Origin of the sequence: Marinoscillum sp., from assembly GCF_040222955.1 — a bacterium.
In the GTDB taxonomy this organism is placed as follows: Bacteria; Bacteroidota; Bacteroidia; order Cytophagales; family Cyclobacteriaceae; genus Marinoscillum.
The window spans coordinates 302,116-316,400 of sequence record NZ_JAVKCA010000008.1; the positions used below are offsets into that span (position 1 = coordinate 302,116).

A 14,285-nucleotide genomic window follows, 5' to 3' on the forward strand; every position below is an offset into this window, starting at 1 on the left:
CTGACTATGAAAAAATTGACCGCACTGTGGACCCTGGTGCTCTTTACACTGCTGGAAGCCAATGGCCAGATGGTTAAAGGACTGGTAAAAGATGCTGAAACCAGGGAGCCATTGCCATTTGCCACCATTAATTTTGCGGGTTCATACATCGGCACAGTCTCCAATAAAGACGGGTACTTTGAGCTCAATATTCCGGCCTCCTGCGTGGGTAAGGCTGTTCAAATCAGCTACATGGGCTATGCTTCGGTATTGATCACCCCCCTCAGCACCGATGAAGAGCCAAAAACGATCCTGCTGAGCCCAACCACCGTCACCCTGGCAGAACTCGTCTTTCGACCACTCTCCCCGGAGGACTACATCAGACGGGTGGTCAAAAGCATGAGCAAAACATTGCCCAAAGAACCATTTTATTCCATGTCCTACTACCGTGAAAAATTTCTCGAAAACGGAGGATATCTGGCATTTACAGAAGGGGTATTCAAATCCTACTACACATCATATCAGGACACCATTCCCAACCAATATCAGCTGGTTCTCTATGAAACTGCTGAAAACCCTCAGGAGGTCCAATTCATGAAATCCACTTTTGATAAAAAAGATGACCGCAGAAAGCGCAGGGCTGAGAAAAAAGGTGAGGAATTAGAAGCAGGTGACGAAAGTGGCATTGGAATCATTGAAGGCACGTTTAGTGGGCCGGATGAAATCCTCTCCATGGACCTGAGCAAAAAACTGGAGCCTTTTTTGGACAGCGCTAATTTCAAAAAGTTTAAATACCAGTTTGATGATCCGGTAACCTATCAGGGTCGGGAATTGCTGGTCATCAGTTTCCAATCCAGGGGAATCGTGGATCACCTCAAAACCAAAGGGCGAATCTATATCGATCTGGAGTCAGACGCGTTTGCCTCTATTGATTACACAGGCAAGTTTGTAATTCCCTTCGCTATAGAGCCAGTACTGCTGGCCTTTGGTCTCACGGTAAGCAACCCCAATATCACCAAAACGCTCCGCTATCAATACCTCAATGGCGCATGGTACCCAGAGTACTTCCACATCGACGTGGACCTGGAACTCACCAAAATTCATTTTTTTGAGAAAAACGAAAAGTCTCTTTTTGAGATAGAGCAGGTACTCAAGGTAAGTGACATTCGGGAAAATGCTGAAGAGCAGATTCCGGTGTCCAAACGACTCGACCCTAAGAAAAACCCCGAAGAGCAGATTTTTAATGATGACAATGCCCGATGGGCTGATTTTAATCGGCTGGCTGATGAAGCTTTCACCAGAATGTAGTAGAAATGAACCAAATGCCAAAAAATTAAAGCCCCGCTGATCCGTGCGGGGCTTCTTTATTGATGGGATTTTAAAACCTAACCTAACCTTATTTATCAGTAACCCACCAATTTCCTTATTACTCATTCAATGCCCAGTCATATTCATATGATCCGAGCTTCATATTCTCTTCTATTGCTGGTTTCCTGTATTGGTTAATAAATGCCTTCACACTTCCGGCATCCTTCTCAAAATCTCCCTTGTACCACTCGAAAATCTTCGAGACCTGTACCTTTCCATTATTAACCCGAATAAACCAATCTAAGTTCAAAACCTCTCTGGTTCTGGCAGTTAACAGCTTATCCAGTCCCGTCGGCTTATAGCTATAACTCACCAGGGGTGGACAACCCTTAGCTGCGCACACCAAAACAAAATGCAGTCGCGGATCAGGAAACTGCTTGTAGAGCGTACCTTTCTCCAGCTCATCCAGGGTCATTTCCTGTCCCATCACCGTATGCCTGATCCCATCAAAAAAACCTGGCACCTTTAGCGGGCCATCAATCGGGTACCGGTCTACCACCTGCTTGATCACCAGTATATTGTAGGCATTGATATAAAATGATTTCAGATAATCAGCCGTCACTCGCTTATTGGTCAAATCCAGTTCCGCGATTTCCTTCACCAGGGCATTGAGTGTTCTGGGTTCCTTTCTGATCATCGCATAGTTCACGCTCCCATCATCCACATATTGAGAGAAAAAGGAATCTGCCCGATCAAAGAAACTCTGCGCCGGGGCATCAAAAAAAATCATACAAATAGTCATTATCAGGAAGTATCTCATTGCGAATGTTTTATCTTCAATACGAGATATCATATCACTTGTTCAGAGTTAATTGTCAACAAATTGACATAGTCCGGCTAATTATGAGCAGATACATCCGCGCATCAACCATACAGCGTACTTTTAGACAGCAACACACTCAACTATGCAGCATATCGTAATTCTTGGGAATGGCATAGCCGGCATTACGGCGGCACGCCACATCCGAAAACATGGCGATGATCGCATCACCGTGATCAGCGGCGAAACGGATCACTTCTTCAGCCGTACGGCCCTTATGTACATCTACATGGGGCACATGAAGTATGAGCATACCAAACCCTATGAGGACTGGTTTTGGGTCAAAAACAAGATTGACCTTAAAAAGGCCTGGGTTACGAGTATCGATTTTGAGCAAAAAAGCCTTCATTTCGACTCAAACGAATCCATGACTTACGATCAGCTCTTGATTGCCACTGGTAGTATTTCTAACAAATTTGGATGGCCAGGTCAGGACCTAAAAGGTGTGCAGGGACTTTACAGCATGCAGGACCTGGAACTGATGGAGGAAAATACTCAAGGGATCAAGCACGCTGTGATTCTGGGAGGTGGGCTCATCGGAGTAGAAATGGCTGAAATGCTCCACTCCCGGCACATCCCTGTTACCTACCTGATTCGTGAAAAACACTTTTGGGACAATATGCTGCCGCCGGAAGAAGCAACACTGATAGACCATCACCTGGCAGAACAGGGAATCGACCTGAGATCCGAAACAGAACTGGAAGAGATACTGGGTGACGATGAGGGCAGAGTAAAGGCTGTAAAAACCAAATCCGGAGCGGTCATTGAGTGCCAGTTTGTGGGCCTCACGGTGGGGGTGAGCCCAAACATTGGTCTTTTCAAAGACTCTCCGCTCCATACCGACAGGGGAATTTTGGTGGATGAGTTTCTGCAGACCAACCTCCCCAACGTGTATGCCATTGGCGACTGTGCACAGCTAAAGCGCCCACTCCCCCATCGCAGGGCCATAGAAGCGGTGTGGTATGCCGGAAGAATGATGGGAGAAACAGTAGCTCAGACGATCACCGGAACCCGTACCAGCTATCAGCCCGGGGTATGGTTCAATTCCGCCAAGTTTTTTGATATAGAATATCAAAACTATGGGGTAGTACCACCGGAGTGCCCCGCTGATTGTACGGCTTTCTACTGGGAAGCAGGGGATAAAAAGAAATGCATCAAGGTCATTTTTGACACCTCCACCCTAGTCGTGAAAGGTGTGAATATTTTTGGTATCAGAAACCGACACGAGGTTTGGGATGACTGGATCAGTAAAGGGAAATCCATCCGGTATGTCATTGAAAATCTACCCAAAGCCAATTTTGATCCCGAGTTCTCAACCCATTGGGAAGGGGATATTCAGCGAAAATTCAATGCAGCGTTTCCTGACCTGGAAGTGAGCGTAAGGAAGAAGTCATTTTTAGAAAAAATCTTAAGTTAAAATGAAAGCAATCCGATATACAGGCCTCATTCTTTTCTTTTTTTCGTTTGGACTCTTCCTGGCGCTCTTTTTTATGTCTTCTTATCAGCTATCAGAAGACACCTTTACCGAAAAAGTAAAACCAGAACACCAGTCCTTACTAAAGTCCGAGTTTGAGCCCCTCTTTGGTAAAACATATTCCTTCAGCATTCCCTTTGTGAATGCCATCAATGGAGCCATCAATGCAGTGAATGAAGAAAAGCGAGCCCAGCAACAATGGGATGAAATCATTTACGATGACTATGCCGGTGCGCTCACCAGGGCCTCCACATCCGGCCTCATTATCACCAATACATCCCTGTTGCTCACGTTAATCTTCGGAGCAGGTCTCCTGGGTGCCTTGATGTTTATCCTCCCCCAGGTCAGTCTGGCGGGCCCGGCGGGCATTAAAAACAATGGTATTTTTCACCATGCACTCAATAACAGGGGCTGGATGGGTATACTCATTGGGTCCTTATTGATCCTGTTTTACATCGCGCTTTACTTTTACCCTGCCTATGTCACCAACTGGATCATTCTGGTAGATCCCATACAGAAGTTGATCAATCCCGCAGGGGAGTCAAGCCAGTGGTTTCTCTATGGTTTTCTGTACACTTTCGCCGTGCTGGTAATGGGCGTACGTATGATCATCAAATACCGCCACAGCAAATACCAGATTGTCAGGACCTGTTCGGTCATGTTTTTTCAGTTGGCCATCGCATTTCTGCTGCCCGAAATTTTGGTCCGCCTCAATCAGCCTTATTTTGACTTCAAAAACATGTGGCCACTGGACTATGACTTCTTTGATGCCTGGCACATCAATACCCTCACATCAGCCGGCGGATTGGGTATTTTCATGTTTGCCTGGGGAATCACCCTATTTGTGATCGGTGTCCCGGTTTTCGTATTCTTCTTCGGAAAGCGGTGGTACTGCTCCTGGGTATGCGGCTGTGGGGGGCTGGCAGAAACAGCGGGCGACTCCTTTCGACAGCTCTCTGACAAATCGCTCAAAGCCTGGAAAATAGAACGCTGGCTGGTGCATGGCGTACTGGTGTTTGCAGTCATCATGACCATTGGTGTTCTGTATACTTTTATTACTGGCTCCAATACCCTTCTGGGGCTGGATACCTATACTTTTCTCAGAAAGCCCTATGGATTTGCCATTGGCTCCATCTTTTCAGGAGTGATCGGCACGGGCTTCTACCCCATCATGGGCAATCGGGTCTGGTGTCGGTTTGGCTGTCCATTGGCCGCCTATCTCGGCCTGGTACAGCGCTTCAAATCCAGGTTCCGAATCACCACCAACGGAGGCCAGTGCATCTCTTGTGGCAATTGCTCCACTTACTGCGAGATGGGCATAGACGTGCGCTGGTATGCCCAGCGGGGACAAAACATCGTGCGCTCCAGTTGTGTTGGCTGTGGGGTCTGTTCGTCGGTATGTCCCAGAGGAGTGCTGAACCTGGAAAACAGAGATGAGGACGGCCGATTCAATGAACCCATTTTGATAGGCAACAACAGCCTGAAACTCAAAAGCTAAAAGCTTTGTATCTTTAAGTATGAAGCTCAGAATGGTCATAGCAGATGAGAAGGATGATCTCGACCGGGCACTGAAAATTCGGTCAGAGGTTTTTGTAAAAGAACAGGGCATTCCGTCTCACCTGGATCATGATGCAGATGATGACACCAGCATTCATCTGCTGGCCTACGCAGACAAAGAACTGATCGGGACAGGGCGGCTCACAAGGGTACCCCACTCCGGCTGGCAACTGGCTCGCATTGCCGTTATCAAACCCTACCGGGGCCTGGGGATAGGTCGCATGATCATTGAAAACCTGGAAGCCATTGCCCTATCAAAAAAAGCCAACCGCGTATTCCTGAGGCCGCATAAGCATTTGCAGCCATTTTATGAGAAGCTGGGGTATCGGCTCATGAACGGAGAGGTGATCCGAATTCAAAATCTGGAATTGGTGATCATGGAAAAGCATTTAAACTAACAGGACCCATGGCATACAGTGAATCAGACCTCCATTTTATTTTAGATCAGCTCTCAGGAATCCCCGAAATCAGCCACAAACGGATGTTTGGGGGCATTGGCTTCTTTCATCAGGACAAAATGTTCGCCATGATCGGCGGTGGGGTGTTTCGACTCAAAGTGGACGAGAGTAATCTGGCCGATTTTGAGAATACCGGCATGAAGCCCTTCACTATGGGCAATGGTAAGGGCCTTCCATACTGGACTGTGCCTTTAGCGGTGTTTGAAGACAGTCAGGCGTTGACCCAATGGGCCCAAAAGTCAATCAAAGTAGCACATAAAGCCAAAAAATAGGCGCAAGGCTAACCTTCTGCATCTGGTATCGTTCGGTAACTTTGACACTATGAAAGCTCTGACGATCGGTTTACTTTTTCTCACACATTTCTCCATGGCCCAGGACCCTGAAGAATACCTCAATGCCGGGTATGACAAGTACCTGGAGGAAGATTATAAAGGCGCCATTCTGGACTTTAACAAAGCCGCTGCTTATGAGCCGGATAATGCTGAAATCTATTACCTGCGTGGAGTATGCAGGTCATTGCTGGGTGAGAAAAAATCCGCCATCAACGATCTGGACATAGCCACTAGCCTCAACCCTGACTATGCAGATGCCTATTATGAAAAGGGATACATCTTTTTGTCAGATCAAAATGCCCAAAAGGCCATCGAAGAGTTTGATAAAACGCTGGCACTAAAGCCAAATTTTGCAGAGGCCTACGTGAGCCGTGGCACCGCCAAGTGCATGCTGGAAAACCGAGAAGGTGCAGCGCGAGACTGGGAAAAAGCCAAAGAACTGGGGATTGGATACACGGAATATATGATCTGTGAATAAAAAAAGGGGCGTCCTACCTGAACGCCCCCTTTTCTCAACTTCATTTATACTATTCTTTCTCACTTACAGGCCTCGGCAGCTGAGTCCACACATCATCACCCGCCCGATCCTTGGGCAGGGTCTGAAGCAGGTCATATCTGCGCAAATCTATCCAGCGGTGTGCTTCTCCAAATAAAGAATAGCGGCGATTGTACAGTAGTTCGTCACGAACATTAGCATCCGTAAACCCTCCGGTGTATACACCAAGTCCATGCGCATCACGAATGACCTCCAGAGCATCTATCGCTTCGATATTATCAGTCCCAATGTTAGCTTCTGCGTAGATCAGGATCAATTCTTCATTGCGTATGATTGGAATCGGTGAAGCATTGGATGGATATACTGTCACATCATAGTCACCACTCAGCCCATCAAGTACTGCAGTCTCAGTGCGCTCAGTCACTTTAGACATTCTGGCATCTCCTGTTCTGATGTCCGTAACAAAAGATGGGTGGGCTATCAAAGCTTCACTTTGATCAGGTGTGCGGAAAATGGGGTTGATCTCTTCTGTTCCCACCACCGAATAGTAGTGTCTGGGACCCATATCAAGATTACCATTCAAATCCATAAAAGAGTCCCCTAAAGCATCCAGCGCACCGGCCTCATCGCCGGCATAGAGCGCTACTCTGGCTCTGATGGCCCGGTTAAACTCACCGAAAGTAGCGGGATCATCAAATCCGGCAAATCCACTGGACAGTGAAAACATAAATTCATCCCCTGCGCCGTTCAAATCGGTATAAGCCTGATCGAGCAATGAGGCAATATCAGCCAGGGCCGCATCGTAGCCTACAAAAGCTCCCAGGTTTTCCGCATCAGCTACATCTATCCGAATGCCTCCCTGATATTGCAGGTTGAGCGCGAGCAAATACGAGTATGCCTGACAAGTTCTGGCAAATCCTTTGATCCCATTGCGCTCCGCTTCGGTCAACGTTTCGCTGGTATTCTCCAGGGCTGTCATGAGAATATTGGCATTTCTGATCACCTTATACCGGCCTGCATACGGTCTGGTGCCATAAAATCCGGCATCATCCAGCACAGCATCGCCTTTTCCCAGGAGCTCACCTGTGTAGCGTGGATCAGAGTTGGTAAAGAAGTAATACTCCCTACCTAAAATGCCCAATACATCATAATAAAAGCCAATCTCTGATCGCATCAACTCCTCCGTGCCGGTGATCAGCAAAAGGATGTCGGACTTGGTGGCATCGGCTTCTATATCCACCAGACTAGGATTGTTTGGATCTGATATCTCCTCTATTTCACAAGAAAACACACTGGTGAATAGCAGGGCTAGTAGTATATATTTAAAATTTTTCATGATTCTCAGAATTTAACAATTAGGTGAAAATTGTACCTTTTGGAAGAGGGGAAAGGGGTGACCTCCACGCCGGAAGACAGACCCTGACCGCCGAAATTAGAAACTTCCGGATCATAGCTTCTGTACTCAAAGAAGTTGAGCAGATTATTCGCCGAGGCACCTATCTTCACAGATTTCGCATAGTCCTGCAGCACCGGCAATTTGTAATACAGCGCAATTTCACGTAGCCTCACGTAGCTGGCATTTTCTATATAGGGTGCTGTATTGGCACCAAGCTGACTCAAACGATAGTCTCCATTTCCAAGCTCACCCTCCGGATCAAGATCAATTTTGTCAAAATCAGGGCTCGTACCGCTTAGATCGGAGAGCAAAGCAGTCAGATTGATATTTTCTCCGCCCTGCTTCCAATGCCAGAGCATAGAAAGCTCAAAAGGACCATAATTCAGCTGGTTTAGAAAAGACATTTGAAAATCCGGTTGCTGGTCACCAAAGACCACTAAACCATCTTCATCCGGATTGGCACCTACCCCGATAATCTCTGTTGGGCTGTGACCTTCCTTGATCCTAAACTGACCAAGAAAATCCGCAAAACCACCTACCGTATAGGAGGGGATATCCAGCCTGGTCACTTCAGAGGTGTTTTTCCAAAAAGATGTGGTGCTGGACCATGAGAAATCTTCTCTCCGGATCAGGTTCATATTCAGCCCTATCTCCACACCTCGGTTTTCCATGGTGGCAGCATTGACCACCGCTGTGGTTTGACCGGTAGATGATGGAATCTGCGCACGCAAGAGCAGGTCATCCACTTTTTTGATGTAGTAGGTAGCATCTATGGATATTTTACCATTTAGCAGACCAAAGTCAACTCCTGTCTCAAATTCTGACTGTCTTTCAGGGGCAATTTCCCTGTTACCTTTCAGGTTGCTGATGATCAACCCTCCGGAACCATCTATGTTTACGGCATTCAATGCTGAGAATTTATCTCCAAACACAGCAAAATTTCCGGCTTCACCATAAGCAGCTCTTAGTTTGGTCTGCTCCAGGAAGTTCACATTCCAAAAATCAAAATTGTGAAGGTTAATGGCTATGGCCCCTTTTGGGTAATAGTAGAGCTTATTCACATCCCCATTATTGGAAGATTTATCCCCACGTACACCTGCCGTAGCGATCACCATGTCGTTGAAATTGACCTCCTCCTGGATGAAGAACCCCCTATCCTTCTGGATGATTCGATTTTGAGCAACACTCACTGAACCGGACTGATCCAGGTTGGTCTGTGTACCGTTCATATCAGAGGCGGTGGCGATGATGTTGTTCTGATCAAAGTCAATGAACGTGATACCAGCCTGAGATGTAAAGGAAAGACCTGATGAACCCGGGAAAAAGTCATGAATCAAAAAGATGGATGCATTTGAGTTTTGGGTGACAGTATTTCCCTGTACACTCACACCATTCAGACCGTTTCCATCTTTCTGAAACTGAAGGGTATTAGGGAAAATGGCCGTTGTGGAGAGGGTGTATTGATCAATCCCTCCATTCACATTCAGACGCAGCGACTGCTTATCCTGTGTGATCAGCCTGGCCACTACAGTTCCCCCTACCAGAAATCGATTGACCGTTTCGTTGTTGGTGATGAGGTCCCGGGTCTGCAAGAAGTTAGAGGCTGCATAGGGATTGTTTGGATACAGTCCATTGCTCCCCTTTTCTAACTGCGCCCACGCAGGAGTAGCCACAAAGGCAATTCCCATGGTGTTTCCGGAGTTGTCATTATTGAAAAAACCTCTGTCGGCAGAAGAATGGATGTAGTTGGTAGACGCTTTCACGTCCAGCCATGAAGCTATCTTCTGGTCAAGGTTGAGTCTGAAAGACGTTTTCTCATAGCCGGTATTCTTTACAATTCCTTCGTCATCCTTTCGGGTGATTCCCAGAAAAAACTTAGTCTTATCACTGCCCCCTGTGGCAGTCACCCTGGAGGTGGACAAAAAGCCCTTATTGCCATACAATTCATCTTCATAGTCATGAAGATTGCCGGCAGCCTGGGCACTTTGAAAATTGGCCACTTCATCGGCACCAAATGCCGCTTCTACTTTAGCCGCATCCCATTTGCGGGTGCCCAGCGGATTGAGGATTTGGGTGACTCCTACAGTTTGGGAAAGTGTCACCTCGGTCTCTCCACGCTCTCCACGCTTGGTAGTAATGATCACCACACCGCCAGACGCCCGTGAGCCATATATCGCCGCAGCACTGGCTCCCTTCAATATCTCTATTGAGGCAATGTCTTCAGGATCTATGTCTGCGATACGGTTAGAGGGATTGTCCTGATTGGACTGACTACCCCCGCCAGCGGCGGCAGAAACCACGTTCAACCCTGCTGAAATGGACGAGTTATCCAGATAAACCCCATCAATGATGTAAAGAGGCTCATTGGATCCGTTGATAGAAGTAAGTCCCCGCAGTTTGATGGATATACCTCCACCAGGTGCTCCCGAGTTGGAGACAATATTGGCTCCCTTAAACTTACCATAGAGTGCTCCATCCATGGTGGACTGATTACTCATTGTTGTGAGCTCCTTGGCAGAAATGGAGGCCACAGAGTTGGCCAGGTTTCCTCGCTTCACGGTAGATGCAAGGCCGGACACCACCACCTCGTTAAGGCGTGTAACATCCTCTTCCAGGGTGAGGGTCACATTTGGTGATGCATCCACCTCTGCGGGTTTGAATCCGATGGAGGTTACCAACAATCTGGCACCTGCCGGAGCTTTAAGTTTGAATTTCCCATCAAAATCTGTGATGGTTCCGTTGGTAGTTCCCTTTACCATCACGGTGGCACCGGGTAGTGGTTCACCGTTTTCACCTCCCATAATGGTTCCGCTCACGTCTATTTCCTGAGCAATTGCCACATTCAGGCAGAATAATGCTAGAAATGTCAAAAGACATTTAGAGTAGTGTTGTTTCATAAATTGTTCATTTTTGGTTCGGAATAATATACTGATTTTCTAGTATAGAAAATTGTTAATCACTCACCAAAAAGATCAATTAATTACATTATTTGCATTTACGGTATAATAACAGATGATTATTTTGTGAAAATAGCAATTAAGAGAAGTGGTCGAGCTGGCAATGAACAAATACTAACCGTTTTCTCTCAGTATTCTCCTGGCCGCGGCCAGGAGATCCGGCTCGACAAAATCGGCCATTTGATCGTCATGACCATCCACCTGAATGGTTTTCAAACCCATCTTAATGGCAGGGATCAGGTCTCGTTTTTTGTCGCCCACCATCCATGACTGTGAAACGTCTATCTCGAACCTGGCCACAGCCCGCTCAAACATCAGGGTATTGGGCTTCCGCATTAAAGACTCTGAGTAGGTTTCATGCCCGGGCGCATAATAGATTTTATCTATCTGATGGTTCAGTTCAGCTTGCATAAAGTCATGACACTCCTGCATTTGCGCACGGGTGTAGACTCCTTTGGCGATCCCTGATTGGTTGGTAACAACTACCAGCACATACCCCGCTTCCTTCAGCAGGGTAACAGCCTCGGGTACCCCATTCAGGATGGTAAACCGATCCAGCGTATACGCATAATCCACATAATCCTTATTGATCACTCCATCGCGATCCAAAAAAACACATTTGTTCATTTTGTGATTGTTTCAGGCACAAACTCCGGGCAAATCTATGAGATGACACGTGCAGGAATCATCTTTTTTTCGTAAAATACAGATATGTTAGATTTTCAAAAGAAAAAGCAGCTGAGTATTCTGGTGAAAATAGCCATGGTAGACGAAGATTTTGCCGACGCTGAAAAGGAGGTGATCCGGAAAATCAGTCAGAAATACGGAGCAACTGAGGAAGAACTGGCTGAAATATTTAACTCCCCGGCCACTGCAGAGAGCCTGGCCCCCATGACCCTCATCGACAAGATGGACTTCATGATGGACTGCATCCTGGTGGTCATAGCGGATGACATGGTCACCTCATCCGAAGAATACTTTGCACGTCAGATGGCTACCAGACTTGGCTTTAATCAGGACGTGGTGGCCTTTCTCATCAAAAATAAGGACGTAAGCCGCGAAGAGATGCGGGAGCTTATGCTACCTTATCTGGTGAAATAAGGGGCATCATAACCCAGCAACATTTATTGCTTTACTGAATCATACTCGGCCTTGACCGCCTCGGCCAGCTGAAACACCGCCATGGCATATAGTTCGCTGTGGTTGTACCGGGTGATCACGTAGAAGTTATTGAAACCAAACCAATACTCCATTCCATTTTCCTGCTCCAGTTCGATCAACGCTGCCATGGTAGAGGGTGACAAATTGCCTGAGGGCATGTAGCCATTGTCACTGTAATAGCGCAAGGTGTTATTGGGCTTTACTCCAGGCGTCAGCTTAGTCGGGTTGATCAAGTTGGTGATGGGCATGGCCACCGGATCGCCTTCTTTCCATCGATGCTCCTTCAGGTAGTTAGCCACACTGGCAATGGCATCATCCGCCTGCATCAGATTCCTGGAGCCTCCTTCATCATAGCTCTTAGCATATGCCTGATAACTGCTGGGCATAAACTGCGCAAAGCCCATGGCCCCGGCATAAGACCCCTTGATCTCGTACATATTCAGGTTTTCCTCCTCCACGAGCAGCAGGAATTTCTCAAGCTCCGCAGTGAAAAACGATGATCTTTTGGGAAAACCAAAGGCCAGCGTATAAAGCGCATCCAATACCCGGTAGCTCCCTTGCCGCTGACCGTAAAAGGTCTCTACCCCGATGATCCCAACAATAATTTCCGGTGCCACGCCGCTCCTGGTGCTCACCTCGTGGATCACTTCCTTATTCGCTCTCCAAAACTCTACCCCGGCAGCTATCCGATCTTCAGTCATGAAAATCTTTCTGTATCGCGCCCAGGTCATGGTGCCCTCCGCAGGCTTTTCCATTTTTTGAATGATGCTCTCCTGGTACCTGGCATTGTTCAGGATCACGGTGACTTCTTCCAAACTCATGTCATTCCGGTCCGAAAAACTTCTGGCAAACTCCGCCACCTTAACCTGATTTACCTGTCCGAAACCTGATAAACTTACCGTCATTCCCAACAGCACAAAACCAATCATCTTCTTAAATACACCCATTTTCATCACTTTTTTCCACCTCAAAGGTGGTTTGTTTACAAGACAATAAAAAACCCCAATAAGTTATTGAATAACGCAGGATGGTGTCGATATTTCAGGATTTTAGTAAATTATGTCATGGCTGATCAAACGTGGAGTACTTTCAGGCGGAAAATTTACATCAACGCCCCTTCCGGAAAAATCTACTGGCATTGGGCCACAAGTAAAGGAATGGAAACGTGGTTTCTCCGAAGCTGTGAATACACAGACCATCGGGAGGTGAAACGTGCCCGTGAAGAGCACACGCAGGCCGGAGACACCTACCTATGGTACTGGCATAACTGGCCCGATGGTGAATCAGGCATCATTAACGAGGCTAATGGTAGGACCCACCTGGCATTTTCCTTTTCCGGGGCACAGGTAACCATCGATCTGGAAGAAAGTAAGGGCACAACCCTCGTAACGCTCACACAGCACCACATCCCCACAGACGATAGAAGTAAGATGAATGTCTACTATGGGTGTGGTACCGGCTGGACTTTTTGGCTGGCCAACCTGAAGGCCTACCTCGAACATGGCGTACTTCTGCATCATACTGAGCCTGACATGATGGGACGAGGTGATTTCTCTGATTTTGTAAACCTATGATGCGGGGCCTGATCATTACCATATTGTTCATTTCGCTTTTCTCTTGCGGTGAGACTCAGGAGATACAGTTCCGATCTATGGTGATTCATACGCTCCAGCCTGAGGTTTTGCATGAATGGTACACGCAGCACCTCGGATTTGAGCCCATACAGAAGCAGTCCCTTTATCGGGATGATTTCACCATCCATTTCAAAAGTCCGGAAGAGCTCCTGCCCGATGCCCCGGATTACCGGCATGGCTTTTTCAAAGTTGGCTTTCAAACAGATGAGTTTGATGACCTCTTTGAGTCCCTCCAACAGGGAAAAGTCGAATTCGTAGGTGACATTTTCAGAGACCACAATCTTTCCCGGCGGTCATTTGTAGTCAAAGATCCGGATGGTAACAGACTCCAGTTTTTTGAAAACAAAAGCCAAAGCGGCCTACAACCTTATTTCCTGGCCTTGCTCACACCTTCCATCGGAGAAGCTGAAAAGTGGTACCAAATGAGGTTTCCGGTCATGAGGACTCATAACCTCGACCTTCGTGAAAAGAAAATCTACATCCGACTACTGGAGGGGGAGGACTTTGCTATTGAGATCATCGAAAACAATGATCGCGTTTCTCCTCGCACACTTGGGCCAGGATTTCATCAGCTGGAAGTCGGGGGTATTGGTACACCTTTCGAAGAAGATAAAGACGGTAACAGTATTATCAGTAACCTTTGAGCCAATCGG

At 47.1% G+C, this 14,285-nt stretch carries 14 protein-coding genes; 9 read left to right on the forward strand and 5 right to left on the reverse strand.

What is annotated here, in order from left to right; genetic code table 11:
• Positions 1–6 precede the first annotated feature (6 nt).
• Entirely contained in the window at positions 7–1,287 is a 1,281-nt protein-coding gene (locus RIH33_RS07195) for a carboxypeptidase-like regulatory domain-containing protein (RefSeq protein ID WP_406654434.1), read from the forward strand.
• Positions 1,288–1,405: 118 nt separating this feature from the next.
• On the opposite strand, the gene RIH33_RS07200 is transcribed toward RIH33_RS07195, so the two are convergent.
• Complete coding sequence (locus RIH33_RS07200; RefSeq protein WP_406654435.1) at positions 1,406–2,107, reverse strand: DUF547 domain-containing protein; 702 nt, start codon at positions 2,105–2,107, stop codon at positions 1,406–1,408.
• A 145-nt stretch (positions 2,108–2,252) separates the two neighbouring features.
• On the opposite strand from RIH33_RS07200, the gene RIH33_RS07205 reads away from it, so the two are divergent.
• The 5 genes from RIH33_RS07205 to RIH33_RS07225 are packed head-to-tail and all read left to right on the forward strand — an operon-like array spanning position 2,253 to position 6,466.
• Positions 2,253–3,584 (forward strand): NAD(P)/FAD-dependent oxidoreductase, encoded by a 1,332-nt coding sequence (locus RIH33_RS07205; protein WP_406654437.1) that lies wholly within the window; start codon positions 2,253–2,255, stop codon positions 3,582–3,584.
• Between the two features lies 1 nt (position 3,585).
• Positions 3,586–5,139, forward strand: a complete 1,554-nt coding sequence (locus RIH33_RS07210) for a 4Fe-4S binding protein (RefSeq protein ID WP_406654439.1) — start codon at positions 3,586–3,588, stop codon at positions 5,137–5,139.
• A gap of 19 nt (positions 5,140–5,158) precedes the next feature.
• Positions 5,159–5,596 carry a GNAT family N-acetyltransferase gene (locus RIH33_RS07215; protein ID WP_406654440.1) on the forward strand — a complete coding sequence of 146 codons (438 nt, stop codon included), beginning with the start codon at positions 5,159–5,161 and terminating at the stop codon, positions 5,594–5,596.
• A gap of 8 nt (positions 5,597–5,604) precedes the next feature.
• Entirely contained in the window at positions 5,605–5,928 is a 324-nt protein-coding gene (locus RIH33_RS07220; RefSeq protein ID WP_406654441.1) for a TfoX/Sxy family protein, read from the forward strand.
• Between the two features lie 49 nt (positions 5,929–5,977).
• Positions 5,978–6,466: a tetratricopeptide repeat protein gene (locus RIH33_RS07225; RefSeq protein ID WP_406654443.1), complete on the forward strand. Its 489-nt coding sequence runs from the start codon at positions 5,978–5,980 to the stop codon at positions 6,464–6,466.
• A gap of 49 nt (positions 6,467–6,515) precedes the next feature.
• Here the strand turns inward: RIH33_RS07225 and RIH33_RS07230 are convergent, their stop codons facing one another.
• From RIH33_RS07230 to RIH33_RS07240, 3 genes are all read right to left on the reverse strand, one after another.
• A complete protein-coding gene (locus RIH33_RS07230; protein WP_406654445.1) occupies positions 6,516–7,820 on the reverse strand; it encodes a RagB/SusD family nutrient uptake outer membrane protein in 1,305 nt (434 codons plus the stop codon).
• A gap of 5 nt (positions 7,821–7,825) precedes the next feature.
• Positions 7,826–10,777 carry a SusC/RagA family TonB-linked outer membrane protein gene (locus RIH33_RS07235; protein ID WP_406654447.1) on the reverse strand — a complete coding sequence of 984 codons (2,952 nt, stop codon included), beginning with the start codon at positions 10,775–10,777 and terminating at the stop codon, positions 7,826–7,828.
• 174 nt (positions 10,778–10,951) lie between these two features.
• Entirely contained in the window at positions 10,952–11,464 is a 513-nt protein-coding gene (locus tag RIH33_RS07240; RefSeq protein WP_406654448.1) for a D-glycero-alpha-D-manno-heptose-1,7-bisphosphate 7-phosphatase, read from the reverse strand.
• Positions 11,465–11,548: 84 nt separating this feature from the next.
• Here RIH33_RS07240 and RIH33_RS07245 point away from each other — a divergent pair, with 84 nt between their 5' ends.
• Complete coding sequence (locus RIH33_RS07245) at positions 11,549–11,938, forward strand: hypothetical protein (protein WP_406654450.1); 390 nt, start codon at positions 11,549–11,551, stop codon at positions 11,936–11,938.
• Between the two features lie 23 nt (positions 11,939–11,961).
• Here RIH33_RS07245 and mltB read toward each other — a convergent pair whose 3' ends face one another.
• The gene (mltB, locus tag RIH33_RS07250) at positions 11,962–12,969 is read right to left on the reverse strand and encodes a lytic murein transglycosylase B (protein WP_406654451.1); all 1,008 of its coding nucleotides are present in this window, start codon (positions 12,967–12,969) and stop codon (positions 11,962–11,964) included.
• Positions 12,970–13,062: 93 nt separating this feature from the next.
• Between mltB and RIH33_RS07255 the strand changes: the two genes are divergently transcribed.
• Both RIH33_RS07255 and RIH33_RS07260 read left to right on the forward strand, forming a co-directional pair.
• Entirely contained in the window at positions 13,063–13,572 is a 510-nt protein-coding gene (locus RIH33_RS07255; protein WP_406654452.1) for an SRPBCC domain-containing protein, read from the forward strand.
• On the forward strand, positions 13,569–14,276 hold the full coding sequence (locus RIH33_RS07260; protein ID WP_406654453.1) for a VOC family protein: 708 nt from the start codon (positions 13,569–13,571) through the stop codon (positions 14,274–14,276). Before RIH33_RS07255 ends, RIH33_RS07260 begins: the two co-directional genes overlap by 4 nt.
• Positions 14,277–14,285: the final 9 nt, after the last annotated feature.

Bases quoted from the DNA above. Each gene is read 5' to 3' on its own strand.
- RIH33_RS07195 (WP_406654434.1), top strand. From the start codon at position 7: ATGAAAAAATTGACCGCACTGTGGACCCTGGTGCTCTTTACACTGCTG.
- RIH33_RS07200 (WP_406654435.1), bottom strand. From the start codon at position 2,107: ATGAGATACTTCCTGATAATGACTATTTGTATGATTTTTTTTGATGCC.
- RIH33_RS07205 (WP_406654437.1), top strand. From the start codon at position 2,253: ATGCAGCATATCGTAATTCTTGGGAATGGCATAGCCGGCATTACGGCG.
- RIH33_RS07210 (WP_406654439.1), top strand. From the start codon at position 3,586: ATGAAAGCAATCCGATATACAGGCCTCATTCTTTTCTTTTTTTCGTTT.
- RIH33_RS07215 (WP_406654440.1), top strand. From the start codon at position 5,159: ATGAAGCTCAGAATGGTCATAGCAGATGAGAAGGATGATCTCGACCGG.
- RIH33_RS07220 (WP_406654441.1), top strand. From the start codon at position 5,605: ATGGCATACAGTGAATCAGACCTCCATTTTATTTTAGATCAGCTCTCA.
- RIH33_RS07225 (WP_406654443.1), top strand. From the start codon at position 5,978: ATGAAAGCTCTGACGATCGGTTTACTTTTTCTCACACATTTCTCCATG.
- RIH33_RS07230 (WP_406654445.1), bottom strand. From the start codon at position 7,820: ATGAAAAATTTTAAATATATACTACTAGCCCTGCTATTCACCAGTGTG.
- RIH33_RS07235 (WP_406654447.1), bottom strand. From the start codon at position 10,777: ATGAAACAACACTACTCTAAATGTCTTTTGACATTTCTAGCATTATTC.
- RIH33_RS07240 (WP_406654448.1), bottom strand. From the start codon at position 11,464: ATGAACAAATGTGTTTTTTTGGATCGCGATGGAGTGATCAATAAGGAT.
- RIH33_RS07245 (WP_406654450.1), top strand. From the start codon at position 11,549: ATGTTAGATTTTCAAAAGAAAAAGCAGCTGAGTATTCTGGTGAAAATA.
- RIH33_RS07255 (WP_406654452.1), top strand. From the start codon at position 13,063: ATGGCTGATCAAACGTGGAGTACTTTCAGGCGGAAAATTTACATCAAC.
- RIH33_RS07260 (WP_406654453.1), top strand. From the start codon at position 13,569: ATGATGCGGGGCCTGATCATTACCATATTGTTCATTTCGCTTTTCTCT.